Here is a 24107-nt window from a genome sequence, read left to right as displayed (position 1 = left end):
ACCTCCAACTCCGCCCCACAAGGGGGCGGAGAGTCGCTTTGCTTTGCTCCGCCGGAGTTTGAATCTTGAGATACCTCCCACTCACCGACGTCGACCGCCAAGAAATGCTCGGCGTCATTGGCGCCAAGAGCATCGACGACCTCTTCGTCGACGTGCCCAAGGGCGCGCTGCTGAAAGATCTCGTACCGCTGCCCAAGGCGCAGGGCGAGATCGAGGTGCATCGTCACCTCCAGCGCCTGGCGGAAAAGAACACACCCGCCGGCCGCACCGCATTCTTCCTCGGCGCCGGCGCCTATCGCCACCATGTGCCCGCGAGCGTCGATCACCTGATCCAGCGCAGCGAATTCCTCACCGCCTACACGCCGTACCAACCCGAAATCGCACAAGGCACGCTGCAAGCGCTCTACGAATTCCAAAGCCAAGTCGCAGCATTGCTCGACATGGAGGTCGCCAACGCCTCGATGTACGACGGCTCCACCGCCTGCGCCGAAGCCGCGATGATGGCTGCGCGCGTCACCAAGCGGAAGAAGATCGTCTTCTCCGGCGGCGTCCACCCGCACTACATCGACACCGCCCGCACCGCCTGCGAAGCGCTCGGCCTCGAAATCGTAACGATGCCCGCCGCCATCGATGACGAAGCGGCCGTCACCAAAGAGCTCAGCGCGGATGTCGCCGCCGTCATCGTGCAATCGCCCAACGTGTTCGGCACCATCACCGATCTCACCAAGATCGGCGACGCCGCACACGGCGCCGGCGCACTGATGGTGGCAACCTTCACTGAGTGCATCTCCTTTGGCCTGGTCGAACCCGCCGGCGCTTACGGCGCTGATATCGTGTGCGGCGAAGGCCAATCCATCGGCAACGCGCTGAACTTTGGCGGACCGTACGTTGGCCTCTTCGCCGTCAAGGAAAAATACATCCGCCAAATGCCCGGCCGCGTCGCCGGCGAAACGCTGGACGCCGACGGCAAGCGCGGCTTCGTGCTGACGCTCTCCACCCGCGAACAACACATCCGTCGCGAAAAGGCGACGTCGAACATCTGCACCAATAGCGGCCTCTGCCAGCTCGCCTGGACCATCCACATGACGCTGCTCGGCGAGAAGGGCCTCCGCCAACTCGCCACGCTCAATCATGAGAAGACCATCGCGCTCGCCGATGCACTCGGCAAAGTCAAAGGCGTCGAAGTCCTCACCAAGCGCTTCTTCAACGAGATCGCCGTGAAACTCACCAAGCCCGCGCAAGCCATCGTCGACAAACTCGCGGAGCAGGGCGTCATCGCCGGCGTCGCCATGAGCCGCCTCAACCCCCACGCCAAAATGGACAACGTGCTCATCACCTGCGCCACTGAAATGAACACGGACGACGACATCGCGGCGTATGCCGATGCTCTCCAAGGAGTGTTAGCGTGACCGTGATCGTTGAACGTGAGTTGGAGATTAGGAACGACGTCGATGTCGAAGCTGTCGTCGTGCGCGTGCACGCGGCGGAAAAGCATCCGCGGTACGATTGGGGTGCCCGCGTCGAGCTATCGTGGGATCGTTCCTACGAAATCTTTGGTGTGGATCCTTGGCAAGCCGTCCAACTTGCTATGCGCTTTGCGCCCTCCGCAATCTCCTCAACGACTGCGTTCAAAGAGGGGCGAATCTCGCTCTGGGGCACGACCGCGCGAACGCCTCAGGAATTTGACTATCTGTTTAATGCGTTGCCGCCGAGAGAAGAGCCGAAACAATGATCACCGAAACCACCTCCGGCAATCGCGGGCTCCTCCAAGCTGAGCCGCTGATCTTCGAATCCGGCCACGCCACTGGCACCGGCGTCGATCTGCCCGAACCCAAAGGCACGCCGAACAAACTCGGCGGCCTCGGCCGCAAAGCGGCGCTTGATCTCCCCGGTTTCTCCGAACCGGAAACGATGCGCCACTACGTGCGCCTCAGCCAAAAGAATTACGCCATCGATCTCGGCCTGTTCCCGCTGGGTTCGTGCACGATGAAGCACAACCCACGCTTGAACGAACGCGCCGCGCGCTTCGAAGGCTTCGCCGATCTCCACCCGCTGCAGCCGACCTCCACCATCCAAGGCGCGCTCGAACTGATGGATGAGCTCGCGCATTGGCTCTGCACGCTCACCGGCATGCCGGCCGTAGCACTCTCGCCGAAAGCCGGCGCGCATGGCGAGTTTTGCGGCATGCTCGCGATCAAAGCCGCGCTCGAAGCGCGCGGCGAGAGCCACCGCAAGCGCGTGCTGGTCCCGCACAGCGCGCACGGCACCAATCCCGCCACTGCCGTAGCAGCCGGTTTCATCGTCGATGAGATCGAAGGCGACGAAGACGGCCGCGTCGATCTCCACGACGTCACCGCCAAGCTCGGCCCCGACCTCGCAGCCATCATGATCACCAATCCGAACACGTGCGGCCTGTTCGAGCCCGACATCAAAAAGATCGCTGATGCCGTCCACGAAGCCGGCGCGTACTTCTATTGCGACGGCGCCAACTACAACGCCATCGTCGGCAAAGTGCGCCCCGGCGATCTCGGCGTCGACGCCATGCACATCAACTTGCACAAGACATTCTCGACTCCGCACGGCGGCGGCGGCCCCGGCGCCGGACCGACGGTGCTGTCGGCCGCACTCGCGCCGTTCGCTCCCGTCCCACACATTGTGCTGAAGGGCGGCACACGCGAACTCCGCGAACACATGGCAGGCACCCAAGCCTTCGGGCGCATGTGCGCGTTCCACGGCCAGATGGGCATGTTCACCCGCGCGCTCACCTACATGATGAGCCACGGCAGCGACGGCCTGCGCCAAGTCGCCGAAGATGCGGTCCTGAACGCCAACTATCTGCTCGCACGCCTCAAGCCGCATTTCACCGCGCCGTTCGGCGAGCGCCCGTGCATGCATGAAGTGCTGTTAGATGATTCAAGCATCAAGCCCAAAGGGGTCGAAACCATCGACATGGCCAAAGCGCTGCTCGATGAAGGCTATCACCCGTTCACAACCTACTTCCCGCTCGTCGTCCACGGCGCCATGCTGATCGAGCCCACCGAAACCGAACCCAAGCGCGAACTCGATCGCTTCGCCGACGTCATGATCGCGCTCGCCGAACGCGTGAACGCCGGCGACGTCGAGTTCTTCAAGCAAGCGCCGAAGCTCACGCCAATGCGTCGCCTCGATGACACCCTGGCGGCACGTCAGCCAAAGCTGCGTTGGCGCCGCGGCGCCAACGACAGCGGCGCGAAGGTGGCGGCGGAGTAGGGATGGCGTCACACGCGTTCGAAACCGTCGACGTCTTCACCGAGCAACGCTTCGGCGGCAATCCGCTGGCCGTCTTCACCGACGGCCGCGGCCTTTCCGAGGCGCAAATGCAATCGCTCGCCTTCGAGTTCAACCTGAGCGAGACAACGTTCGTCCTGCCGCCGGCGGACCCGGCTAACACCGCGCGCGTGCGGATCTTCAATCGCACCGCCGAGATGGCCTTCGCCGGCCATCCCATGATCGGCACGGCGTCGTGCTCGCGCGCACCACCCATCGCGACGCTGCCCAACTCCGCTTTGAAGTCCCCGCCGGTCTCGCCGTCATCGAGATTGAGCGCAACGACGGCGAAGCCATCGGCGCAAAGGTTGCCGCACCGCAGCCCGTCAGTTTCGGCCGCACCTTCACGCCCGAACAGATCGCGCCATGCCTCGGCATCACAGTCGCCGACATCATCACGACAACGCACGCGCCCATCGTCGCCACCGTCGGCAACCCGTTCACCTGCGTCGAGATCAAACCGGAAGCGCTCGCGCGTTGCGTCCCCGACATCCGCGCCCACGCCGCCATTCGCGACGGCGATCCATCGCTCAACGGCCGCTTCGCGCTCTACGTCTACGCCCGCGACGGCGCCAACGTCCGTGCCCGCATGTTCGCGCCGCTCGCCGGCACTTGGGAAGATTCCGCCACCGGCAGCGGCGCGACCCCGCTCGCGGGCCTCCTGCTACACCACAGCAACAAAAACGAACTCGCCTTCGATATCCGTCAAGGCGTCGAAATGGGCCGACCCAGTCTGCTCAGCGTCACAGCCCGCCGCGACGGCGCAGCGATCCTCACCACCGTCGCCGGCCGCTGCGTGCGCGTGCTGCGTGGCGAAGCGCAGCTCTAGCCGCGCCGCCGCACGCGCGCCCAAAGCTCTCGTAAAGGTTTGGTGTAGCGCCACGTCGCGGTGTTCTGCATTGCGCGCAACTCGTTCCCCAACCCATCTTGCGTCTTGCGCATTGTTGCCAGCGCCGCGTTCGCTTTGGCCTCTCGCTCCGTGCGCAAGGCATGCGCGCGCACCAACACCAGCGAGAGCGAAAATTTTTCGTCACCGCCCATCATCACGTCGCGCAGCGCTTGTCGCATGTCGGTATCGCGAAAAGCCTCGCGCCAGAACACATTCTCCAGGAGAGCGTCGCGTTGATCCAGTCCCGGCCGAAGACTGCGCGGCAGATGCACCGTGGTGACCGCGAAGCTCGACTGGAAGCGCATGCCCTCAGCGGTGATCCATTTCCGCCACATGTGGAGGTCGCTCCAAAGGTCCGCCGGCGCCGGCGTCCACCCTTGCGGCAGGCGCCGATAAGTGTCGAGCCGGTGTCCGCTCACGCTCGGCCCGAAATAATTGAACTTGGAGTGAAGCATCCGCTCGCGGGTGGACGCGTCGGCAATGTCGTTGAGCGGCCCGCTCACCTCATAGCTTGGCCAGACGATCGTCTGTCTCGTGTGCGCGAAATCCGCGCGTTCCAGCATCGGTCGCATGTGCTCAAGGTGATCGGGAAACCAGAAATCGTCATCGCTCAGGTAACAGACCGCTTCGCCAGTTGCTTGCTGCAATGCTTCATGGCGCCACGCTTCGCCGTGGCGCTCGCCTTTGGGAAAACGAAAAACGCGGATGCGCGGATCATTCTGAACAGCGCGCTCGATCTCGGCAAACGCCTCCGGCGGCGCGCCATCGGCAACAACGAAGAGTTCCCAGTCTTCATGGGTTTGCTCGCGCACGCTCCCTATCGCCATGGAAATGACCGCGCCATGATCATGCGTGGGAATTAGAACGGTGAACTTCACCGCCGCGCGGCCATGCGCTCGATCTCCGTGATCGCCTCGATCATGCGGATCTCTTCCGCGAGCGCGGTGTGCGGCGGCGGCCCGCCCCGCACGTGCGCCAGAAACGCGCGCAACTCCGTAAGCAGGGGCATCTCGTCACCGACACGGATGTGGCTGACCTCACCGCTGCTGTGCGATCGGCTCGTGATCGTCGCGTAGTCCGCGCTGTCGAGTTCGAACGTCGCATCACGGCACCGCAAGGTGATGCGGCGCAGATTGCTCGGATGACCCGAGGACGCCTCGATCGTCACCCCTGCGCCGGCGCGCGTTTCCAGCATCGCAACCGCACCGTCCGCATCCGCGCCAAGCACATCGCGCATCGCCGCAACCGGCCGGGGCGTTTCGCCAAGGACGGCGTGCGCGATGGAGATGTCATGCGGCGCGAGCACCCAGAGCGAGCTGACGTCGGTGTGATGGTTGCCCCATCCCAACCGCAGCAGCCGCAAGCCTTCGACCGGCCCCGCGCTTTGCGTCGCCGCGATGCGGGCGAGTTCGATAATGCCAGGATGGTAACGCCATTTGTGCATGACGAAGACAAGCCGATGCGCTTCGGCTGGCAGCGCCCGCGCCGCGCCGAGATCATTGCTGAGCGGCTTCTCGCAAAAGATTGGCCTGCCGCGCGGCAAGAGCGCGCGGATAGCGTCGAGATGCGAAGTCGTGCGCGTGGCGACGACAAAGCCGGCGCAACTTTCCGGTAGTTTGTCCGGATGCTCGACAATGCTTGCCGCGCCGCCGACGCGGGCGCGATCCGATGAGCCGTCCGAGCGCGCGCAACAATGTACAACAGCGCCCAACGAGCGCAGATCGCGCAAAATGTTTGCGCCCCACGGGCCCACGCCGACGAGCCCGATCTCCAGGTTCACTGCGCCCCGCGAGCGAGCTTGGCGCGTCCAGCGATATAGGCGTCGAGCATGTGCTGATAGTCGCCCGCCGTCGCATCGCGCTCCGAGAGGTGCGGCGCGCGCGTCGGCCAATCAAGCCCAAGTCCCGGATCGTTCCATCGACAACCAAGCTCGTCGACGGTCTGCCAATAGTGCGAAACGCCGTAGAGGATCTGAGCCGGCGCGGCGAAATAAAAGCCATGCGCAACCCCTTCCGGTATGGTCACGGCGCACGGTTCGTCAGCTTTGAGCGTTATAAACTCGGAGCGGCCTTTCGTGGACGACTCCGGGCGAACGTCGGAGAGCCCAAGCAGCATCTCGCCGTTGATGCACATCAAATAGTCCAAGTGCTGAACGTGGACGTGGACGCCGCGCAGCACGTTCGCATTGCTGCTGACCCAATTCCACTGGACCGGTTTGACCCCGGTCGGCCAGGATTCCCGGAAGATCTCGCTAAGAGCGCCTCGGTCGTCCTTGTGTGTCTCGAAGGTCGTCAGAATGACGCCGTGCAGGCCTGACATCGCATCGCACCCCTGCGCCCGCTCTAAGCTTGAATCCGTTCCTAGGCGAGAATGTGTCGTCCAAACAGCCGGCTCTCCCATGGCTCATGGTTTTTTCCCGGTCAGCAACACCACAATCAGCGCCGCCAGCCCGGGCGCAGCCTGCGTGTAGAGGATCGTGAACTTCGCGGTCAGTCCGCCGAACACGCCCGCCACGATCACACACAGCAGGAAAAAGATCATGACGTCACGCTTGTTGGCGATCGCGCCCCAAATCAAACCCGCCGCCAGGAAGCCGTTGTACAAGCCCTGGTTCGCCGCCAGCACCGCCGATTGCGCCGCAAACTCCGGCGTCAACGCGAACACGCGCGCCCCGATTGGCCCGGTCCAGAGAAACATCTCCAGCACCAGAAAGCCGACGTGCAGCAGCGCCACGATGCAAACCAGCGCGCGGGAAACGAAGCTCATGGCCACCCCCAAACGAAAACGGGCCGGAGCTTAGCCCCGGCCCGTTGAACTTGTCTCGAAAGAGCGACGTTTAGCCGAACTTGCGCTTCGTCATTTCCGACACGCCTTCGGCCACTAGGCCGGCTTGTGCGGTATCATTCATGCGTTCACGGATCAGCCGCTCGGCCGCGGCAATCGCCGCTTCCGCAGCGGCAGCGCGAACTTCGTCCGACGCTTTGGTCCCGGCCGAAGCGATGCGGTCGTCGGCTTGCTTCTCGCGCCGCGCCATCGCCGCTATCATCGAGACGCGGGTCTCTTCCGCCACCGCCGCCGCTTGCTCCTTGGCCGACGCCACGATCGCCTTGGCTTCAGCTTCCGCCGTCGCCTTCTTGGCCTGATAGTCGGCCAACAGTTTCTCGGCTTCCTCGCGCAAGCGCCGCGCTTCGTGCAGCTCTTTCGCGATTTCCGCCGACCGCGCGTCCAGCGCCGACATGATCGTCGCTGGAATCTTTAGATAGATCAGCACCGCGAAGAAGATCGCGAACGCGACAAACGCGAAGAACGTAGCGTCGAACGTCATCACGCTTCTCCCGCAACACGTTGACGGGCAGGCGTGCTGACCGGCGCAATCTTGTCGGCTATGTCGCGCGCCAACTGATCAGCGATTGCCGGCACTTCAGCGAGCGCCTTCTTGCGCGCCGCATCGACGGAAGCCTCCGCCGTCGCGATCCGATCCGTCAGCCGCTTTTCAGCGGCTTCCTGTTCGGCGTTGAGCTTGGCCATCACGTCCGTCCGCGCCGCTTCGATCATCGAACGCGCGTCGGCGCGCGCCTTGGCGATGGCGCGTTCCATCGAAACGCGCGCCTCTTCGGCGGCGGCGCTTTTCTGCGCCGCTTGGTCGAGGTCGCCGGCGATCGTACCGGCGCGCTTTGCCAGCACGCCGCCAACCGTCGGCAGCACAAACCGCGACACCACGAGGTAGAGCAGCACGAACGTGACCGCGAACCAGAACAGTTGCGTCCCGAACGTCAGCGCATCGAACGGCGGGAAACCACCGCTCGCGCCATGCGCAGCCGTATCCGCCGCGCCGTGCGCTGCTTCTACCGCGTGAGGATCAACGGGCGGATGAGCCGCCATGAGCTTCAGCTCCGCTTAGGTGAACATCAGGAGGAGCGCGATCAGCAGCGAGAAGATGCCGAGCGCTTCGGTCACGGCGAAGCCGAAGATCAGATTGCCGAACTGCTTCGGCGCTTCCGACGGATTGCGCAGCGCGCCTTGCAGGAAGTTGCCGAAGATGATGCCGACGCCGATGCCCGCGCCGCCCATGCCGATACAAGCGATACCGGCCCCGATGAATTTCGCTGCTTCAGCGTCCATAGTCTTCCTACTCCAGGTTTTCGTTTAACGTCGGCCTTAGTGGCCAGGGTGAAGGGCGTCGTTCAGGTAGATGCAGGTGAGCAGTGCGAACACGTACGCCTGCAGGAACGCGACCAGAAATTCGAGCGCATAGAGCGCGACTGTCATGACCAGCGGCAGCGCCGAGCCGAGGATCCAGATGCCGCCGGCCGCCGCCATCATCGGCACGAAGCCCGCGAACACCTTCAGCACCAAGTGGCCCGCTAGCACGTTCGCCCAAAGACGAACAGCGTGGCTGAGCGGCCGCGAGAAGAACGAGATGATCTCGATGATCACCACGAACCACAAAATGTACCAAGGCACGCCCGACGGCACGAACAGCTTGAAGAACTTGAAGCCGTTCTTCGCGAACCCGACCACGATGACGGTGAAGAACACCATCAGCGCCATCGTCGCCGTGACGATGATCTGTGAGGTCGGCGTGAAGAAGTAGGGGAACATGCCCAGCATGTTCGCGGCGAAGATGAAGAGGAAGAGCGTGAACACGAACGGGAAGAAGCGCTTCACGCCTTCTTCGCCAGCCGCATCCTTCACCATGCCGTGGATGAAATTGTAGCCCGTCTCGGCAACGACCTGCGCGCGGCCTGGCACCAGAGCCGCCGGCTTCATCGCCCAGTAGAAGAACGCAGCCGTCAGCCCCACGCCCGCAAGCATCATCACCGCGGCGTTGTTGAGCGCGAGGTCGCCAACGCCCCACGCGGCTGGCAGATCGGCCAGCGGCACGTCCACTTCATTGTTGGTGTTGAACTGGTGGATTGGGTCGTTCGACAAAACTCAAATCCTCAATCGTCATCGTCTGGGATACGCGGGGCGTTCGGGTCGGGGGGATTTGCGCTGTTGTAGGCGCTGACCGCGCGCACAACGTTCACAACCCCCGTCACAAAGCCCAGCGCGAGGCCGATGCCCAGACCCCACGGCGCCGTGTGGAGAAAGTAATCCGCCCCGTAGCCGAGCAATGCGCCGACGATGATCGCCGCGCCAAACTCCCCGCCAATCCGAAGCGACAGCGACGCCGCACTCGGAGCTGGTTCGGAGTTCGAGCCGCCCGTCCCGCGCGCCGCATCAACACGGCGGCGCAAGTCTCGGAGGGCGTCCTCGGGCGGTTTTCTGTCAGCCATTGAACGGTCCACGCGCCCTGAGGGCGACTCTAAAGAAGCCCCCCGTTCGCGCGCGCGGAAACTAGCAGGGGTCGCGGCAGGGTCAAGGAAACCGCCCTGCGACAAAGCCACCAAAACAGAAGGCCTGTCATGCGCCCGAGCGAACTCAGTCCAGAGCTTCGAAAAGCCCTTCATAATCACGGACAATGAGGTCGTCGTCGAAGCGCAAAACTGCGGTGAAACCCTTGGCCGCGCCAAGATCGACGTAGCGCCAATTCTCGCCTGCGCGCTCGTATCGCTGCCGGGATGGCTGAACCGAAAGCTCAGGCGCCAGCACATAAAGCGCCGTCAATTCTCCCGGCTCACGCCCGAGCCGTCGCAGCGCCAGCCCATTGCAGAACGGCGTCGCCGAAACATCGACTTCCAAGCACCCCTCCAGATCCGGTCGCGCCTCGCCGTTCACAAGCCACGCATCCGGCCCGGCGCGTTCGATCTCAAGCGCATGCTCGCCGTTCGCGTCGAACAGGTCGAGCCTGACGCGAAGCGATCGCCACAGGGTGTCGAGCCGCCAGTCGCAGCTCATGCCAAACGGTGTCTCGCCGCCGTCCACGATCAGCGACTGCGCGCGCCAGCCTTCACCCGCGCGCGTCAGCCGCAGCGTTTCCAATCCCGGTTGATCCAGTCTGCGCCAAGCGCGGAACATGGCTCGCCTCCATAGAGCCAAACGCCTGCCTGCGCCGGGAGTTGCTTCGCCAATACCTGACACGCCCTGTCAGCTTGCCCGTGTAGCTTCCCAACCAAAGCAGGGGAGCACCTCATGAATGAAGATCGCCGCGGCCTCCTGGCCGCCACCGCCGCCGCAGCACTCGCCGCCGTCGCCGGACCCGCAAAAGCGCAAGAGAGCGAAACACCAGCCGGCCCGCCGCCCGGTACGCCCGAAGGCAACCCCGGTGACTTCGACTTCCTCACCGGCGAATGGCGCATCCATCACCGCTGGCGCAGCGGCCCTCAATCAGCCGAGTGGCTCGAATTCGACGGCGAAGCCACCGTCGTCGGCATCCTCGGCGGCATCTGCAGCGTCGAAGAACTCCGCATCCCCGCGCGCAACCTCTTCGGCATGGGCCTCCGCTTGCTCGATCAAGAGCGCAACGTTTGGCAGGACCATTGGGTCAACAAGAATAGCGGCGTTGTCGCCGCGCCCGGCGAATACGGCGGCTTCACCAACGGCGTCGGCACGTGGAGTTCAATCTACGACCAAGACGGCGTCACCATGATCTCCCAAGGCATCTGGGACGAAATCACCCCCACCTCGACCCGCTGGCGCCAACGCATCTCCGCCGACAACGGCGCGACATGGCAAGAAACGTGGATCATGCATTGGCGGAGAGCGTGAGGCTGCGCCCGGTGCGTGCGTCGTGCTTCGACAAGTTCAGCATGACGCATTGAGAGAGTAGCGTAAGGTGGAATGGCGTCACCCTGAGCCCGTCGAAGGCGACGCTGGCGCGGTCCTACTCCGCCGCCATCGCCTGCGCGCGGCCCAAGTCCACGCTGACCAACTGGCTCAAACCCTGCTCCGGCATGGTCACGCCATAGAGCCGATCCATACGCGACATCGTCACCGGGTTGTGCGTGATCACGATGAAGCGCGTCGTCGTCAGACGCTTCATCTCTTCCAGCATGCGGCAGAAGCGATCGACGTTGGCGTCGTCCAGCGGCGCATCGACTTCGTCCAGCACACAGAGCGGCGCAGGGTTCGCCAGGAACACCGCGAAGATCAACGCCGTCGCCGTTAAGGCCTGCTCGCCGCCGGAGAGCAGGTTCAGATTGGTCAAACGCTTACCCGGCGGTTGCGCGAAGATTTCCAAACCCGCTTCCAGCGGATCTTCGCTCTCCGTCAGCTTCAGCGCCGCTTGCCCGCCGTCGAACAACGTCGCGAACAGCTGTGCGAAGTGCGCATCGACTTCCTCGAACGCGCGCAGCAGCCGCGTGCGGCCCTCATTGTTCAGCGTCGTGATCGCGCGCCGTAGCTTCGCTACGGCTTGCGCCACGTCGTCCTTCTCGCGCGTCAGCGTCGCGATGCGCTCTCGCGCCTCGGCGAATTCCTCGTCCGCGCGCAAATTCACCGGCCCCGCCGCATCGCGCTCCGAGCGCAAGCGCTCGAACCGCTTCTCGATCTCCGCAATCGCGCTGGTCCCCATCGCTGACGTCAGCAACGCGCCCGCACGCGCGGCGAGCGCCTCCGGTGCCACGCCAGCCTGCTCGTTCGCCAGCGTCACCACGTCCTGCACCCGCGCCGCGTTCGCTTGCGCGTGCGCATCCGTGCTCGCACGCTTTTCGCGCGCATCAGCGTGCGCTTGCTCCAACGAGCGCGCGCGCTCACCGGCGGCGCGCGCCGCCGCTTCCGCTTCCGCCACGCGATCGCTGGTTGAAGCCCGCCGCTGCTCCGCAGCGCCGGCCTCATCCATCAGCGCCTCAAGCCGCGCCCGCGCGTCGCCCGGCGCGGCTTTCGCCGCGTCGCGCCGTTTTTCGATCTGATCCAGCTCTTTCGACAGCGCACCAAGGCGCGTATCGGCCTCGCCGATCCGCGCCTTCCACTGCTTGCTCTCAATCTCGACAGCGCCACGCCGCGTATCGCGCTGCGTCTTGTCGCGCACCAAGCTCTGCGCCGCGGCTGCTGCCTCCGCCGCCTTCGCCCGCGCCGCATCAACCGCCGCGCGCGCTGCAGTCACACCGGGATCATCCCCTGTCGCCGGCGCATCCTTCGCCGCGCCTTCAGCATCCGCCAGCGCCGCACGCGCATCGCCAAACTCCGCCTCAAGCGCCTTAGCCTGCGCATCCAGATCGCCGCGCCGCTCACTCAGCCGCGCCAGCTCGGCATCGAGCCGCTCAACCTCACGCGCCGCCGCCGCATCAGCCGCAGCACTCTTCGGCGCCTCAGCCCGCAAATCGCGCGCCTTCGCTTCAAGCTTCGAGCGCTCCGCCTTGGCCGCTTCCCAAGCCACTTTCGCTTTCGCCAGCTTCGCTTCCGCCGCCTTCAGCTCAGCACGCGCCGCCGCCAAGCGGTTCTTGTGTTCAAGCCGCGCCGCCGCCGGTTGTGGTGCATCCGCGCGGCGCACGAACCCATCCCAACGCCAAAGATCGCCTTCAACCGAAACCAGCCGCGCCCCCGGCGGCAGCTGCTTCGCCAACCGCGCGCCGTCCTTCGCCTCGACAATGCCGATCAACGACAACCGCGCCGCCAACGCCTCCGGCGCCTTCACGAACCGCGCCAACGATTGCGCTTCAGCCGGCAAATGCGGAGCAGGGGCCGCTGCGCCACCCCACCGCGCCGGCGCATCCGCATGCATCGATGCATCGATGTCTTCGCCCAACGCCGCCGCCAGCGCCTTCTCGTATCCGCGTTCAACGTCGATCGACGCCAGCACCGGCGGAAACTTCGCGCTATCCGGCGGCGCCAATTTATCCAGCGCCTTTACCTCAGCTTCGAGCGCGTTCAGCGCACTCTCCGACGCGCGATACGGCGTCCAAGCCGCTTCATCCGCGGCTTCAGCCTTCCTCAGCGCCGCTTCTGCTTCCGTCAGCGTTGCGCGCAGCTTCGCGCCGTCCGCACGCGCCTTCTCTGCAGCAGCCACCGCCGCCGCGCGCTTCGCATCGAGATCGCCGCTCGCTGGCAACGCCTTCGCTTGCCCATCCAGCGCGCGCTTTCGCTCTTCTAACCGCGCCAACCGCGCCCGCGCGGCGTTCGCCGCATCCGTCAGCGCCTGCGCGCGCGCACGCCGCGCCGCCGCGTCGGACGCAATCTGCTCCAGCTTCTTCTCAGCGTCCGCCCGCACCGAAGCAGCGCCTACTTCGGCGCCTTGCGCCGCCTTCAACGCCGCTTGCGCCTTATCCGCATCGCCCGGGCCCAGCGCATCCGCCTCAGCGATCAAGCGCCCCAGCGCCTCGCTCGCATCGCGCTTCAGCGCCTCAAGCCGCTCAGCCTCAGCCCGGTTGCGCGACGCATCTTCATCGCAGCGCGCGATCGCGGCCTCAGCGTCCGCTAAGTCGCGCTCAAGCCCAACGCGCACGCCTTCCAGCCGCCGCAATACCGCAGCCGCCACCAATTCTTCTTCCCGCAGCGGCGTCAGCCCATCGCGCGCTTCTTCCGCCGCGCGATCCGCCGCGCTCGCTTCGCTCGCCGCCTGCGCCACAACGCGTTCCGCCTCGCGCAAATGTCCTTGCGCTTCCGCCGCGCGCTCGCGCGCTTCTGTCCAGCGCCGATGCAGCAGCAATGCTTCCGTCTCGCGCAACGTCTGCGCCAAGTCGCGATAGCGCTCCGCCTGCCGCGCTTGCTTCTTCAAGCTCGCCGCCTGGTTTTCGATCTCCGCCAGAATTTCATCCAGCCGCGTGAGATTGGTCTCTGCGGCCTTGAGCTTCAGATCGGCTTCATGCCGACGCGCATGCAGACCCGCGATCCCCGCCGCGTCTTCCAGAATCCGCCGCCGGTTCTGCGGCTTCGCTGCGATCAGCTCCGAAATTTGCCCCTGCCGCACCAAGGCTGGCGAGTTCGCGCCCGTCGCCGCGTCAGCAAACAGAAGCTGCACGTCCTTGGCGCGCACTTCCTTGCCGTTGATGCGATAGGTCGAACCCAGCCCGCGCCGTATTCGCCGCGAGACTTCCAGCACATCTTCTTTGTTGAACGGCGCCGGCGCCTGCCCCAGCGCATCGTTTAGCACCAACGTAACTTCCGCGTGTTCACGGGCAGGGCGTCCCGCCGTGCCGGAGAAGATCACGTCCTCCATGTCGGACGCGCGCATGGATTTGGCGCTGGTCGCGCCCATCACCCAGCGCACCCCTTCGAGCAAGTTCGACTTGCCGCAGCCGTTCGGCCCGACGACGCCCGTCAGCCCTTGTTCGATCGGCGCGCGCGCCGGATCGACAAAGCTCTTGAAGCCGTGGAGGCGCAGCTCTGTGATGTGCACGGTGGCTGCGCGTCCTCTCCGTTAGCCCGCGATCGCAGCGTCAAGAATGCGCTGCATGCCTTCCCAGGTCACGATCGAGGCATCTTCGACCTTTTGGCCGTTGAGGATGAAGGTCGGCGTGCCGGTGATGCCGAATTCGGTATTGGCGGTTTCGACCGTGCTTCGGATGCGCTCCGCGCCCGCTTCATCGGATACACAATCCATCACCTGCTGCTCGGTAAGCCCCGCCGCGCCGCCGATCTCGATCAGCTTCTGGCGCACGCCTTCCATCGTGCCGGTGGCGAACATCGCGCGTTGCTGACGGAAGAGTTCGCCGACGCGCGTGAAATATTGCTCGTCACCCGCGCCTCCGCAGCGCGCCAGCTGGAAGCCCGCAACCGCGACCGGCGCCGGCGGCGTCGGATATTCGCGGAACACGAAGCGCACCTTGCCGGTGTCGATGTATTGGGTCTTCAGCTGCTCAAATACCGTCTCGTGGAACTCGGCGCAGTGTGGGCAGGTGACCGAGGCGTACTCGATCAGCGTCACCGGCGCGTCCGCCGCGCCCAGCACCATGTCCTCGTCGCTGACGTTGGCGCCAGCGCCGCCGCCGCCATTGCAGCCCGCGATCGCGAGCGCGCTAACGCCCAACAGCAATTCCCGACGCCCGATGGCGAACATGCGCAACCTCCAGATAAGGCCGGGAGGCATAGAGTTTTTTCGAAGCGGAGGAAACCTCAGCCCTGCTTGACTGCGCGTCCAAGCCGCATCAGCGCCGATCTCAGGCCAGGGTCGCCCACAGGGTCAAGCGTCTGCGCCAGGGCGGCTTCCTCGGCGGGGGTCAGCGGCTTTTTGAGCGGCCGGACGTTCCCCTTGGCGGGGAGAGCCGCCGTCCGCTGCTCGATCCGGACCGATTTTACCTTGGCCCCAGCCACTCTGAGCCGCTCGATCAGGAGCGGGGTCTGCTGCTGGAGAAAGGGCGCCAGCGCGCCCGGAACCTTCAGCGTCAGCACGCCGCCGGCCAGTTTTTCCGGCGTCGCGCGGGCAAAGCTGTCGCCGGCCACTTCCGACCAGCGGCGCTTCAGCTCATTGAGCCCCATGCCGGATTCCTTGAGCAGAGGCTTTAGCAGCGCCGACACTGATTTGCCGGCCCGCGGCGGCGGCGCAATCGCGCCACGCCCCCGCTTGCCCGACAATGCCTGAGACGCGCGGCTTTCCGCACGTGGGTCAGGGCCAGCCGCAACGGCCGGACGGAATCGGTCTCGCAATGACATTTCAGCCCCAGAGCGAATCGGAAATCGCTTATGGAAGGGTAAAGAAGGCCCATGCCCGCTCTTGCCCCGAAACCTGCCCGGCCTGTGGATAAGCCGGTTGCGACTCGGGAAAACCTCAGGAAATCATTGCTCTCCTGGTACGACCAGGCCGGACGGAGCCTGCCGTGGCGCGCCAAGGGGAACAACAGCGCCGATGCGTACCGGGTCTGGCTCAGCGAGATCATGCTGCAGCAGACCACCGTCGCCGCCGTGGCCCCGTACTTCGCGCGCTTCCTCGAAGGCTGGCCCACCGTCGCCGATTTGGCGGCTGCCCCACGCGAAGACGTCCTCAGCGCCTGGGCCGGCCTCGGATACTACTCCCGCGCCCGCAATCTGCACGCGGCAGCGCAACAGCTCGCCGCCGACGGCATGCCCGAGACGGAAGAGGGCTGGCTGAAGCTCCCCGGCGTCGGCGCCTACACCGCCGCCGCCATCGCCGCGATCGCCTACGATCTCCCCGCCAACGTCGTCGACGGCAATGTCGAACGCGTAATCGCGCGCCTTCGCGCCGTCGAGACGCCGCTTCCGGATGCGAAGCCCGAACTACGCGCGCTCGCCGCCGAACTCGTCACCGCCAACCACCCTGGCGACTACGCCCAAGCGTTGATGGATCTCGGCGCCACTGTCTGCACGCCCAAGTCTCCGAAGTGCGAGCAATGCCCGTGGCAATCAGCCTGTGCCGCTTACGCCACCGGCCAGCCCGAAACCTACCCACGCCGCGCCGCCAAAGCCGAACGCCCGCGCCGCTACGGCGCCGTCTTCCGCATTCAGCGCGACGACACGTTCTGGCTCGTCCGCCGCCCGGACAAAGGCTTGCTCGGCGGCATGGCCGCGCTCCCCACCACCGAATGGCGCGCCAAAAAGTTCACCCGCGCCGAAGCGCTTGCCGCTGCACCTGTCTCAGCCGCGTGGAAAAAGATCGGCCAAATCGAACACGTCTTCACCCACTTCGCGCTGACGCTCGATGTCTACGAAGCCGACTGCGCGCCATCGAACGATGGTTGGTGGGCCGATGCGAGCGCTCTACCTACGGTGTTCAAGAAAGCTGCCCTGAAGGGGAGAGATCATTGACCGAAAAATTTGAAGGCGGCTGCTCCTGCGGCGCGGTGCGCTACACGCTCGCCTCGCGCCCGATGTTCACGCATTGTTGCCATTGCCTCGATTGCCAAAAGCAAACCGGCGGCGCCTTCGCCCTTAACGCTTTGATCGAAACCAGCCGCATCGACCTCCAGTCCGGCGCCGATCAAATCCAGATCGTCGATATGCCCAGCCCCAGCGGCCGCGGCCACGAAATCCATCGCTGCGCCAAGTGCGAAGTCGCGCTCTGGAGCGACTACGGCAAACGCGGCTATCTCCGCTTCCTTCGCGTCTCCACCCTCGACACGCCCCACGCCATCGAGCCCGACGCCCACATCTTCGCCCGCAGCAAAGTCCCGTGGGTGAAAATCCCCGAAGGCCAACGCGCGTTCGAGATGTTCTACGACATGAAAACCGAATGGCCGCCCGAAAGCCTCGCCCGCCGCGAAGCTGCGTCCAAAGCAGGCTAGGGCGCAATGAACCGCATCCAAGCCGCGATCGGTTCAACGCTGTTCTTCTTCCTCGCGCCCGGCACAGTCGCGGGTGTCGTGCCATATCTCATAACCCAGTGGCGCCTGCCGCCCGTCAGCGCATGGACGTTCGCCGGCGCCGCACTCACGCTCATCGCATTCGCCATGCTGATCGAGTGCTTCGCGCGGTTCGCTCTAAAAGGCCTAGGCACGCCCGCGCCGATCGCGCCAACGCAACACCTCGTCGTCACCGGCCTCTACCGCTTCGTGCGCAACCCAATGTACGTCGCCGTGCTCGGCCTCATCTTCGGCCAGGCGCTCCTGTTTCAAAGCACCATGCTCGCCGCCTACGGCGCTACGATGTGGGTCATCTTCCACACCTTCGTCTACTTCTACGAAGAACCCACGCTCCGCCGCAGCTTCGGCGATGCCTACGAAGCGTATTGCAAAGGCGTTCCGCGTTGGTTGCCGCGCCTCACGCCGTGGACGCCATAAAAGCGAAGGACGCGAGGGGGAGCACCTCGCGTCCTTGCTTAGTTGATCGCCGGCGTTGGCTCTACGCGACGATCTGGGCTGCCTGGTTCAACGTAGCCAGCGCGCCAGGAAGGAGAAGCGCTGCGGCCAGTGCCAGGGTTAGGATCTTGTTGCTGATGGTGGCGGTCATTGGTGTCTCCCCGTTCCGTGTTCGTGTTCGATGAGAACAAGGTAGCGAGCGCGGGCGCAGGCCGCCGTGACACGCGTCACGCGCCAGAGTCATTCCAGACGGCCGGAGGCCGATCTGGAATCCAGGGATCGTGGAGTTCGGTGTTTGCCCTGGATCCCAGATCGCGCTCCGCGCGTCTGGAATGACTTGGTATGGAGTTGTTCGGCGAAACCGGCCGCGCAGGTCAGCCAGCGCGCGAGTCCTTGATCAGCGCCTTCAGCTTATCGCGCGCCACCAGCTTGATGCCTGAGCGCCCCATGCTGATCCAGCCCTCATCGACCCATTCGTGCAGCTTGCGATTGACCTTCTCGCGCGAAGCGCCAATCCGCCGTGCAATCTCGGTCTGCGTCAGCGTCACCGCCGTCGCATCGCCGGCTTCTTCAAGCAAACGCAAAGCCAGCCGCCCGCCCAAATCCAGAGTGTGCGCGTCTTCAAGCGCCGCATCCGCATGCCGCAAGCGCCGGCTCATCTCCGAGATCAGCTTCAGCAGCGCCTTCGGCTCACTCTCGAGTGCTGCGATCGCCTGGTCGCGATGGATGCGCAGGAAGCGCGATTTGCGGATCGCCGCGATGTCTGCCGAGCGCACACCGCCATCAAGCACCGCCATCTCGCCGATCAGCGCCGGCGGCTTCAGCGAAGCAATGCGCACGTCCTTGCCGCCCTCGGTCGAGGTTCGCACTTCGACTTCGCCTTCGAGCAGCACGTAGAGCGCGTCACCCTTGTCGCCCTTGGCGAACAAGAGCTTGCCGGTCTCCACCGTGCAGGGAACGCCTTGCTTGGCCAGCCGCGCCCGCGTGGCGTCCGACAGCGCCGCCATCAGCTCGGCCTTAGCCAGCGCAGTCTCGACGTTCTGGAGCAGATCCTTGGGTTCGGCCATGGCGCGCGAGTTACGCCTTGCGCCAGGGAGGGGTCAATCAGATGCGCGCCGCCGGCGTGACGGCCGTCATGCTGCAACTCTTGCCCGTTCTCGCCTTCGACAAGCTCAGGGGCTGACGCTACTGGGGTGGGCGCTGAACCAACAATGGCGTCACCTTGAGCCTGTCGAAGGGCGCCACGCGCTGTCAGGCAGCAGGCGCCATCGCCATCTGCCGCCGAACTTCGCGGCGGAAGAGATCGATCGGCTGGGGCCCGCGCTTGGTCTCGAGGCTCCAGAAGGTCCAGCCGTTGCAGGCGGGCGCATCGCACACCAGCGCCCCAATCCGGTGGATCGATCCGGTCGCTTCGCCGAATGCCAGGCTGCCGTCGGCGCGGACGCGCGCCCGCTTGCCGTTTTGCCCGACGAGCCAGGCCCCAGGTGCAATCATGCCCGCTTCGATCACCTGCCCAAACGGCACGCGCGGCTCTTCCTTCTTGGATTTGGTCACCGCCAAATCTTCGATCGAAACTGGTTTAATCTTCTTCAACCGCGCCTGCGCGCCGGCCACATAGTCCGCGCTGCGTTCGATGCCGATGTAATGGCGCCCCAGGCGCTTCGCTGCCGCACCCGTGGTGCCGGTGCCGAAGAACGGATCGAGGATCACTTCGCCCGGCTTGGTCGTCGCCAGCACGACGCGATGCAGCAACGCCTCCGGCTTTTGCGTCGAATGCAGTTTGCGGCCTTCGCGATCCTTCAGCCGCTCGCCGCCGGTGCAGATCGGCAGCGTCCAATCCGAACGCATCTGCAGCTCGTCATTGAGCATCTTCAGCGCATCGTAGTGGAACGTGTACTTCGCCTCCTTCGACCGCGCCGCCCAGATCAGAGTCTCGTGCGCATTGGTGAAGCGCGTGCCTTTGAAGTTCGGCATCGGGTTGGTCTTGCGCCACACGATGTCGTTCAAAATCCAAAAGCCCATGTCCTGCATCGCCGCGCCGAGCCGGAACACGTTGTGATACGAACCGATCACCCAGATCGCGCCGTTCGGTTTCAGCACCCGCCGCGCTTCCGTGAGCCAAGCGCGCGTGAATGCGTCATACGCGGCGAAGTCCGCGAACTTGTCCCACTCGTCGTCGACGCCATCGACGTTGGATTGATCCGGCCGCGTCAGCGCGCCGCCGAGCTGCATGAAATAGGGCGGATCGGCGAACACCAGATCGACGCTGCCGTCAGCCAGCTTCCGCATCTCCTCGATGCAGTCGCCTTCGATGATCCGGTCTTTGAAGTGGCGCGCCATCTATCCCCCGAGCGGGGGAATCCTCGCTTGACGCCAACCGCGAATCAAGAGTCCGCGACCGTTAACCATAAAGATTATTCAGCGCGCCTTCGCCGGGAGCCGCTTCAGGATCGAGGCCGTGTAGGTGATGAAGAAGACATAGAGGAAGACCTCCTCCATCTCGCTCGACCTGAAATTGTTGGTGAAGTCCTGCGCCGAGAACGACCAAAGGTGCAGCGCATCGTTCAGATCATCGATCCGCTCCGGCATGGAGCCAAGCTGCGAGAACACCACCGGCGCCAGCGACGCCAAAGTCGGCGCCAGCCACCACGGATTGTCGAACAGGCCACGCCCCTTGCGGAAATGCTTCACCAGCGGATGCACAATCGTGCCGAGGATCATACCGAACAGCAAAATCGCGCGCGGCTTCTGATCGAGCCAACCGCCCTCCGTGTTGTGCAGATTGGTCTCGCCCTGATCGTTGATCTGCTCGAACACGCCCGTCGTGACCCAGCCAAAATAATGCTGACCCCAACTGATCTCTTCGCCGAGCAGAAAGAACGTGCCGAACGCAATGAAGATCGCCCACAGCCGCAAATTGCGCTCCGGCGCCCGGATCGCGAGGCGAATCATCAGCACAAGCGCAATCAGCAGCACCGCGTTCTGCACCGACTCCAGCACGCCCAGTTCGCTGGCGCGCCCTTGGGTCGTCTCCGGTCCCCAGATCGCGGCGGGATAGAGAAAGACAATCACCATCAGCACGGCGTAAAGCGCCGCACAGATCAGCCAGACACTGCTAGCGGAAATATCGTTGGGCCGAGCGGCCGCGTCCCCGGAACTCATCGCTGGAAGATATTGTGCCGGCCTGGCCATTGCAATTGCTTCACGAATGCAACAGCGCGCGATACGTTTCGCCGCAGGGGAGGCAGCGATGTCACATCACGAAAGCGCAGCGCAAGGGCCCGACGCCCGCATGGTGGATCGCATGCTGTTCTTCTCCGATGCGGTGTTCGCTATCGTACTCACGCTGCTTGCCATCGAGCTGCACGCGCCCGAGATTCACGAAAGCGGTTTGTGGCCGGCGCTTGCGGCGATGGGCGCTCAATTCTTCGCCTTCGGCCTCAGCTTCGCGTTAATCGGACTCTGGTGGCTGATCCACATGCGCGTGATGCGCAAGCTCACCCATTTCGATTGGCCGACGGCGATCTGCAATCTCCTATTGCTTGCTTCGATAACGCTGCTGCCGTTCGCGAGCGCGGTCTTCGGCGAGAACTTCGCCGATATGGATGCGCTGCAATTCTACTGGTGGGTCAGCGCCGCCACCGCTTCCTCGATGACGCTGACGTTCTTGGTCGCTGCGCGCGACGGTGGTCGCCTGATCGGTGGGATCAGCATGGGCGAATGGCTCTTCCGTTTAACGCAATCACTCGCGCCGGTGATCGCGTTTCTCGCGGGTGTCTACTTCTGCGCGACCGACCAAGTGTGGCCAGCGCGGTTCGCCGCCTTCATCATGTTCCCGATTATGATGCTGGGCCGCGTGTTCTATCGCGCGCCGAAGCCTGTAAAGGCCTAAGACGCGAACTTCAGTTCGCTCTGGCGCTGCAACGCGTCCTGCACCGGCTTAAAACTGCGCCGGTGAATGGCGCAGGGCCCAAGCTCCGCCAACGCGCGCTGATGCTCTGGCGTCGCATAGCCCTTGTGCTTGGAGAAGGCGTAGCCCGGATACTCAATGCACAGCGCACTCATCATCCGGTCGCGCTCGACTTTTGCGATGATCGACGCCGCCGAAATCACTGGCACAATCACATCGCCGTCGATCACCCATTCAATCGCGCAGGGTAGGTCCGGCGCCATGTTGCCATCGACCAAAGCCGCCACCGGCGTCTCGCTCAGCGCCTCAAACGCCCGTACCATCGCCATGTGCGAAGCGCGCAGAATGTTGAAGCGATCGATCTCCTCGACGCTAGCGACGCCCACGCCAACAATTGCGCAAGCGCGGATCTTCTCCGCCAACTCTTCGCGCGCCTCGGCGCTCAATTGCTTGGAATCGTCCAGCCCCTTGGGCCGGCCCTTCTTCGGCAAGATCACCGCCGCGGCCACCACCGGTCCCGCCAGCGGCCCGCGCCCAGCCTCATCGATCCCACAAATCGCCATCGCCCAGCATGGTGCGGATTCCAAGCCGAGGGCAAACGGCAAGGACAGCCGACATTTTGTCAAAGTCGCTTGACATTCAGTTCAGAATGGTCAAGTATCCTTGTCAACGAGACAAGCTCGCTTGATGGAGGACGGAATGCTCTGCCGATGGAAACCCTCAACCCAGATCGCCGTGATCGTGGCGATTGTCGCCGCAACAGGCGTCAGTTCGAACCAGCATGAACCGCACACACCGATCGTCGCCATCGAGGAGACAGCGCAATGAGCGCGAACGAATCCAGCAGCGCCAAGGCCGTCGGCCGGCGCTACACGCGCGAGATGCTGACCGCGGCGGGCATCTATTCCGTCTTCGTGTTCGCCGGCGCCTACGCGGTCCGGAATCTCGATCTGCCGCAATGGGCCGTCATCGCCGCATCGCTCGCGCCGCTGCTACCCGCGCTCCTCATGCTGCGCGCCTACGCGACATTCCTGCGCGGCATCGACGAATTCCAGCGCCGCATTCAAACCGACGCGATCCTGATCGCCGCCGCAATCGTCGGCTTTGGCTCGTTCGCATATGGCTTCCTCGAAGAATGGGCCGACTTCCCGCATCTGCCGCTGATCTGGGTGTTCCCGGCGCTTATTGGTACGTGGGGTCTGGCCGCGTGCATCATACGGCTGCGCTACAAATGAGAAACCGTCTCAAAGTGCTGCGCGCCGAGCGCAACTGGAGTCAGGCCGATCTCGCCGAGAAGCTCGACGTCTCACGCCAGAGCGTGAACGCGATCGAGACCGGCAAGTACGATCCATCGCTCCCGCTTGCGTTCAAAATCGCCCAGCTGTTCGGTCTGCCGATCGAGCAGATCTTCAGCGCCGACGAAACCGCTCAAGCCGCCGAATAAACGCCTGTCACACCAAGCGCGCAAAGAGACGCGCAATATCCAAGGGAAATGACCATGCTGAGCATGACACGCAAAGCCTTCGCCATGGCGGCAATCGCCGCGCTCATCGGCTGCGCCAGCGCAAGCGATCCGCAAGCCACAAGCCAACGCGAACCAACGCCGGAAGCGACGCTGTTCACGCCGACGCGCTTCAGCGTCGAAATCACAGGGCAGGGACCGGACGTGATCCTAATCCCAGGCCTCGCCTCATCACGCGACGTTTGGGACGCGACCGTCGCGCAACTCTCAGCGACGCATCGCGTCCACGCGATCCAACTCGCGGGCTTCGGCGGCGAACCGGTCGGCGCGGCTGCGGGCGATGGCCCCATCGTTGCGCCGTTCGTGGAAGAGCTAAACACCTACATCGAACACAACCACATGACGCGCCCCGCCGTCATCGGCCATTCGCTTGGCGGCGTTTCGGCGCTGATGCTGGCGAAGAATCATCCGAGCAACGTCGGCCGCATCATGGTCGTCGATGCGCTGCCGTTCTTCTCGCTGCTGATCGATCCCAACGCGACGGTCGCCAGCATCACGCCGCAAGCCGCCGCTTTGCGCGATCGCTTGATGGCTCAGAGCGCCGAAGAGTTCTTCGCCGGCCAAATGGGGATGATGAACCGTCTCGTGCGCACCGAAACGCTGCGCTTCACGGTGTTTCAGTGGTCACTGAACTCAGACCGCTCCGCCGTTGCGCGCGGCATGTACGACGTGATGACCACCGACCTTCGCGGCGATCTCGCGTCGATCCAAACGCCAATCACCATCGTCTATGCAAACGATCCCGCGATCGCGCCGGAAGCGGCGATCACTGGGTTCTACACCGCGCTCTACGCACCATTGCCGAACCATCGCCTGGTGAAGATCGACCAGAGCTTCCACTTCGTGCCGCTGGACAATCCGACCGCATTCGCGGCGGCAGTCGAGGAATTCCTCCGCTAGGCCATTGAG

At 64.4% G+C, this 24107-nt stretch carries 29 protein-coding genes and 1 pseudogene; 13 read left to right on the top strand and 17 right to left on the bottom strand.

Features of this window, described 5'->3' with window-relative positions; translation table 11 throughout:
• Window positions 1-65 precede the first annotated feature (65 nt).
• The 4 genes and pseudogenes from gcvPA to DSM104635_RS13070 form a co-directional block, all read left to right on the top strand.
• A complete protein-coding gene (gene gcvPA, locus DSM104635_RS13085; protein ID WP_158766628.1) occupies window positions 66-1409 on the top strand; it encodes an aminomethyl-transferring glycine dehydrogenase subunit GcvPA in 1344 nt (447 codons plus the stop codon).
• A complete protein-coding gene (locus tag DSM104635_RS13080) occupies window positions 1406-1732 on the top strand; it encodes a DUF6968 family protein (protein ID WP_158766627.1) in 327 nt (108 codons plus the stop codon). The genes gcvPA and DSM104635_RS13080 overlap by 4 nt, the downstream gene beginning before the upstream one ends.
• Window positions 1729-3249 (top strand): aminomethyl-transferring glycine dehydrogenase subunit GcvPB, encoded by a 1521-nt coding sequence (gene gcvPB, locus DSM104635_RS13075; protein ID WP_158766626.1) that lies wholly within the window; start codon window positions 1729-1731, stop codon window positions 3247-3249. Before DSM104635_RS13080 ends, gcvPB begins: the two co-directional genes overlap by 4 nt.
• 74 nt (window positions 3250-3323) lie before the next feature.
• Window positions 3324-4135: pseudogene (locus DSM104635_RS13070) on the top strand (PhzF family protein); the annotation flags it as partial.
• Here the strand turns inward: DSM104635_RS13070 and DSM104635_RS19935 are convergent.
• The 10 genes from DSM104635_RS19935 to DSM104635_RS13020 form a co-directional block, all read right to left on the bottom strand.
• Complete coding sequence (locus tag DSM104635_RS19935; RefSeq protein ID WP_158766625.1) at window positions 4132-5073, bottom strand: glycosyltransferase family 2 protein; 942 nt, start codon at window positions 5071-5073, stop codon at window positions 4132-4134. The pseudogene DSM104635_RS13070 and the gene DSM104635_RS19935 sit on opposite strands and share 4 nt — an antisense overlap.
• Window positions 5070-5975 (bottom strand): Gfo/Idh/MocA family protein, encoded by a 906-nt coding sequence (locus DSM104635_RS13060; protein ID WP_158766624.1) that lies wholly within the window; start codon window positions 5973-5975, stop codon window positions 5070-5072. Before DSM104635_RS13060 ends, DSM104635_RS19935 begins: the two co-directional genes overlap by 4 nt.
• Window positions 5972-6514 (bottom strand): dTDP-4-dehydrorhamnose 3,5-epimerase family protein, encoded by a 543-nt coding sequence (locus tag DSM104635_RS13055; protein ID WP_158766623.1) that lies wholly within the window; start codon window positions 6512-6514, stop codon window positions 5972-5974. The genes DSM104635_RS13060 and DSM104635_RS13055 overlap by 4 nt, the downstream gene beginning before the upstream one ends.
• Before the next feature lie 84 nt (window positions 6515-6598).
• Window positions 6599-6961 (bottom strand): DUF1304 domain-containing protein, encoded by a 363-nt coding sequence (locus DSM104635_RS13050; protein WP_158766622.1) that lies wholly within the window; start codon window positions 6959-6961, stop codon window positions 6599-6601.
• Between the two features lie 70 nt (window positions 6962-7031).
• Window positions 7032-7520, bottom strand: coding sequence for a F0F1 ATP synthase subunit B family protein (locus DSM104635_RS13045; RefSeq protein ID WP_158766621.1), 489 nt, complete (start codon window positions 7518-7520; stop codon window positions 7032-7034).
• Window positions 7520-8077, bottom strand: a complete 558-nt coding sequence (locus DSM104635_RS13040) for a F0F1 ATP synthase subunit B family protein (protein ID WP_158766620.1) — start codon at window positions 8075-8077, stop codon at window positions 7520-7522. Before DSM104635_RS13040 ends, DSM104635_RS13045 begins: the two co-directional genes overlap by 1 nt.
• A gap of 15 nt (window positions 8078-8092) precedes the next feature.
• The gene (locus tag DSM104635_RS13035; RefSeq protein WP_158766619.1) at window positions 8093-8317 is read right to left on the bottom strand and encodes a F0F1 ATP synthase subunit C; all 225 of its coding nucleotides are present in this window, start codon (window positions 8315-8317) and stop codon (window positions 8093-8095) included.
• 36 nt (window positions 8318-8353) lie between these two features.
• Window positions 8354-9127, bottom strand: a complete 774-nt coding sequence (locus DSM104635_RS13030) for a F0F1 ATP synthase subunit A (protein ID WP_158766618.1) — start codon at window positions 9125-9127, stop codon at window positions 8354-8356.
• Between the two features lie 11 nt (window positions 9128-9138).
• Window positions 9139-9474: an AtpZ/AtpI family protein gene (locus tag DSM104635_RS13025; protein ID WP_158766617.1), complete on the bottom strand. Its 336-nt coding sequence runs from the start codon at window positions 9472-9474 to the stop codon at window positions 9139-9141.
• A gap of 145 nt (window positions 9475-9619) precedes the next feature.
• Window positions 9620-10156, bottom strand: a complete 537-nt coding sequence (locus tag DSM104635_RS13020; protein ID WP_158766616.1) for a putative glycolipid-binding domain-containing protein — start codon at window positions 10154-10156, stop codon at window positions 9620-9622.
• Between the two features lie 114 nt (window positions 10157-10270).
• Here DSM104635_RS13020 and DSM104635_RS13015 point away from each other — a divergent pair, with 114 nt between their 5' ends.
• On the top strand, window positions 10271-10846 hold the full coding sequence (locus DSM104635_RS13015) for a hypothetical protein (RefSeq protein WP_158766615.1): 576 nt from the start codon (window positions 10271-10273) through the stop codon (window positions 10844-10846).
• 115 nt (window positions 10847-10961) lie between these two features.
• Here the strand turns inward: DSM104635_RS13015 and smc are convergent, their stop codons facing one another.
• Genes smc through DSM104635_RS13000 form a run of 3 tightly spaced genes read right to left on the bottom strand, consistent with a single transcriptional unit; the run spans window position 10962 to window position 15532 of the window.
• Entirely contained in the window at window positions 10962-14414 is a 3453-nt protein-coding gene (gene smc / locus DSM104635_RS13010; RefSeq protein ID WP_158766614.1) for a chromosome segregation protein SMC, read from the bottom strand.
• Window positions 14415-14435: 21 nt separating this feature from the next.
• Window positions 14436-15074, bottom strand: a complete 639-nt coding sequence (locus DSM104635_RS13005) for a DsbA family protein (RefSeq protein ID WP_158766613.1) — start codon at window positions 15072-15074, stop codon at window positions 14436-14438.
• A gap of 56 nt (window positions 15075-15130) precedes the next feature.
• Window positions 15131-15532: a DUF721 domain-containing protein gene (locus tag DSM104635_RS13000; RefSeq protein WP_158766612.1), complete on the bottom strand. Its 402-nt coding sequence runs from the start codon at window positions 15530-15532 to the stop codon at window positions 15131-15133.
• Between the two features lie 186 nt (window positions 15533-15718).
• Here DSM104635_RS13000 and mutY point away from each other — a divergent pair, with 186 nt between their 5' ends.
• The 3 genes from mutY to DSM104635_RS12985 are packed head-to-tail and all read left to right on the top strand — an operon-like array spanning window position 15719 to window position 17748.
• Window positions 15719-16777, top strand: coding sequence for an A/G-specific adenine glycosylase (mutY, locus tag DSM104635_RS12995; protein WP_158766611.1), 1059 nt, complete (start codon window positions 15719-15721; stop codon window positions 16775-16777).
• Complete coding sequence (locus tag DSM104635_RS12990) at window positions 16774-17253, top strand: GFA family protein (protein WP_158766610.1); 480 nt, start codon at window positions 16774-16776, stop codon at window positions 17251-17253. The genes mutY and DSM104635_RS12990 overlap by 4 nt, the downstream gene beginning before the upstream one ends.
• 6 nt (window positions 17254-17259) lie before the next feature.
• Window positions 17260-17748 carry a methyltransferase family protein gene (locus DSM104635_RS12985; RefSeq protein ID WP_158766609.1) on the top strand — a complete coding sequence of 163 codons (489 nt, stop codon included), beginning with the start codon at window positions 17260-17262 and terminating at the stop codon, window positions 17746-17748.
• A gap of 392 nt (window positions 17749-18140) precedes the next feature.
• Here the strand turns inward: DSM104635_RS12985 and DSM104635_RS12980 are convergent, their stop codons facing one another.
• From DSM104635_RS12980 to DSM104635_RS12970, 3 genes are all read right to left on the bottom strand, one after another.
• Entirely contained in the window at window positions 18141-18833 is a 693-nt protein-coding gene (locus DSM104635_RS12980; protein ID WP_158766608.1) for a Crp/Fnr family transcriptional regulator, read from the bottom strand.
• Between the two features lie 184 nt (window positions 18834-19017).
• The gene (locus DSM104635_RS12975) at window positions 19018-20106 is read right to left on the bottom strand and encodes a site-specific DNA-methyltransferase (RefSeq protein ID WP_158766607.1); all 1089 of its coding nucleotides are present in this window, start codon (window positions 20104-20106) and stop codon (window positions 19018-19020) included.
• A 78-nt stretch (window positions 20107-20184) separates the two neighbouring features.
• The gene (locus DSM104635_RS12970) at window positions 20185-20928 is read right to left on the bottom strand and encodes a hypothetical protein (RefSeq protein WP_158766606.1); all 744 of its coding nucleotides are present in this window, start codon (window positions 20926-20928) and stop codon (window positions 20185-20187) included.
• 88 nt (window positions 20929-21016) lie between these two features.
• On the opposite strand from DSM104635_RS12970, the gene DSM104635_RS12965 reads away from it, so the two are divergent.
• Window positions 21017-21658, top strand: a complete 642-nt coding sequence (locus tag DSM104635_RS12965; RefSeq protein ID WP_158766605.1) for a TMEM175 family protein — start codon at window positions 21017-21019, stop codon at window positions 21656-21658.
• On the opposite strand, the gene rnhB is transcribed toward DSM104635_RS12965, so the two are convergent.
• Window positions 21655-22239, bottom strand: coding sequence for a ribonuclease HII (gene rnhB, locus DSM104635_RS12960; protein ID WP_158766604.1), 585 nt, complete (start codon window positions 22237-22239; stop codon window positions 21655-21657). The genes DSM104635_RS12965 and rnhB overlap by 4 nt on opposite strands.
• Before the next feature lie 136 nt (window positions 22240-22375).
• Between rnhB and DSM104635_RS20035 the strand changes: the two genes are divergently transcribed.
• From DSM104635_RS20035 to DSM104635_RS12945, 4 genes are read left to right on the top strand one after another with little or no spacing between them, the layout of a single operon-like run.
• The gene (locus tag DSM104635_RS20035; protein WP_267129029.1) at window positions 22376-22504 is read left to right on the top strand and encodes a hypothetical protein; all 129 of its coding nucleotides are present in this window, start codon (window positions 22376-22378) and stop codon (window positions 22502-22504) included.
• Window positions 22501-22911 carry a hypothetical protein gene (locus tag DSM104635_RS12955; protein ID WP_158766603.1) on the top strand — a complete coding sequence of 137 codons (411 nt, stop codon included), beginning with the start codon at window positions 22501-22503 and terminating at the stop codon, window positions 22909-22911. Before DSM104635_RS20035 ends, DSM104635_RS12955 begins: the two co-directional genes overlap by 4 nt.
• Complete coding sequence (locus tag DSM104635_RS12950) at window positions 22908-23120, top strand: helix-turn-helix transcriptional regulator (RefSeq protein WP_158766602.1); 213 nt, start codon at window positions 22908-22910, stop codon at window positions 23118-23120. The genes DSM104635_RS12955 and DSM104635_RS12950 overlap by 4 nt, the downstream gene beginning before the upstream one ends.
• Window positions 23121-23174: 54 nt before the next feature.
• Complete coding sequence (locus DSM104635_RS12945) at window positions 23175-24098, top strand: alpha/beta fold hydrolase (protein ID WP_158766601.1); 924 nt, start codon at window positions 23175-23177, stop codon at window positions 24096-24098.
• Window positions 24099-24107: the final 9 nt, after the last annotated feature.

It is taken from the genome of Terricaulis silvestris (assembly GCF_009792355.1).
Taxonomy (GTDB): Bacteria; Pseudomonadota; Alphaproteobacteria; order Caulobacterales; family Aquidulcibacteraceae; genus Vitreimonas; species Vitreimonas silvestris.
This window is presented reverse-complemented; position numbering and strand designations above follow the sequence as displayed.

Coding starts and splice junctions, on each gene's coding strand:
- DSM104635_RS20035 (WP_267129029.1), top strand. CDS start 22,376: ATGCTCTGCCGATGGAAACCCTCAACCCAGATCGCCGTGATCGTGGCG.
- DSM104635_RS13040 (WP_158766620.1), bottom strand. CDS start 8,077: ATGGCGGCTCATCCGCCCGTTGATCCTCACGCGGTAGAAGCAGCGCAC.
- gcvPB (WP_158766626.1), top strand. CDS start 1,729: ATGATCACCGAAACCACCTCCGGCAATCGCGGGCTCCTCCAAGCTGAG.
- DSM104635_RS13020 (WP_158766616.1), bottom strand. CDS start 10,156: ATGTTCCGCGCTTGGCGCAGACTGGATCAACCGGGATTGGAAACGCTG.
- rnhB (WP_158766604.1), bottom strand. CDS start 22,239: ATGGCGATTTGTGGGATCGATGAGGCTGGGCGCGGGCCGCTGGCGGGA.
- DSM104635_RS13015 (WP_158766615.1), top strand. CDS start 10,271: ATGAATGAAGATCGCCGCGGCCTCCTGGCCGCCACCGCCGCCGCAGCA.
- DSM104635_RS12945 (WP_158766601.1), top strand. CDS start 23,175: ATGCTGAGCATGACACGCAAAGCCTTCGCCATGGCGGCAATCGCCGCG.
- DSM104635_RS12985 (WP_158766609.1), top strand. CDS start 17,260: ATGAACCGCATCCAAGCCGCGATCGGTTCAACGCTGTTCTTCTTCCTC.
- mutY (WP_158766611.1), top strand. CDS start 15,719: ATGCCCGCTCTTGCCCCGAAACCTGCCCGGCCTGTGGATAAGCCGGTT.
- DSM104635_RS13025 (WP_158766617.1), bottom strand. CDS start 9,474: ATGGCTGACAGAAAACCGCCCGAGGACGCCCTCCGAGACTTGCGCCGC.
- DSM104635_RS12975 (WP_158766607.1), bottom strand. CDS start 20,106: ATGGCGCGCCACTTCAAAGACCGGATCATCGAAGGCGACTGCATCGAG.
- DSM104635_RS12955 (WP_158766603.1), top strand. CDS start 22,501: ATGAGCGCGAACGAATCCAGCAGCGCCAAGGCCGTCGGCCGGCGCTAC.
- DSM104635_RS12980 (WP_158766608.1), bottom strand. CDS start 18,833: ATGGCCGAACCCAAGGATCTGCTCCAGAACGTCGAGACTGCGCTGGCT.
- DSM104635_RS12970 (WP_158766606.1), bottom strand. CDS start 20,928: ATGAGTTCCGGGGACGCGGCCGCTCGGCCCAACGATATTTCCGCTAGC.
- DSM104635_RS12965 (WP_158766605.1), top strand. CDS start 21,017: ATGTCACATCACGAAAGCGCAGCGCAAGGGCCCGACGCCCGCATGGTG.
- DSM104635_RS13035 (WP_158766619.1), bottom strand. CDS start 8,317: ATGGACGCTGAAGCAGCGAAATTCATCGGGGCCGGTATCGCTTGTATC.
- DSM104635_RS13005 (WP_158766613.1), bottom strand. CDS start 15,074: ATGTTCGCCATCGGGCGTCGGGAATTGCTGTTGGGCGTTAGCGCGCTC.
- DSM104635_RS13055 (WP_158766623.1), bottom strand. CDS start 6,514: ATGTCAGGCCTGCACGGCGTCATTCTGACGACCTTCGAGACACACAAG.
- DSM104635_RS13050 (WP_158766622.1), bottom strand. CDS start 6,961: ATGAGCTTCGTTTCCCGCGCGCTGGTTTGCATCGTGGCGCTGCTGCAC.
- DSM104635_RS13045 (WP_158766621.1), bottom strand. CDS start 7,520: ATGACGTTCGACGCTACGTTCTTCGCGTTTGTCGCGTTCGCGATCTTC.
- DSM104635_RS12950 (WP_158766602.1), top strand. CDS start 22,908: ATGAGAAACCGTCTCAAAGTGCTGCGCGCCGAGCGCAACTGGAGTCAG.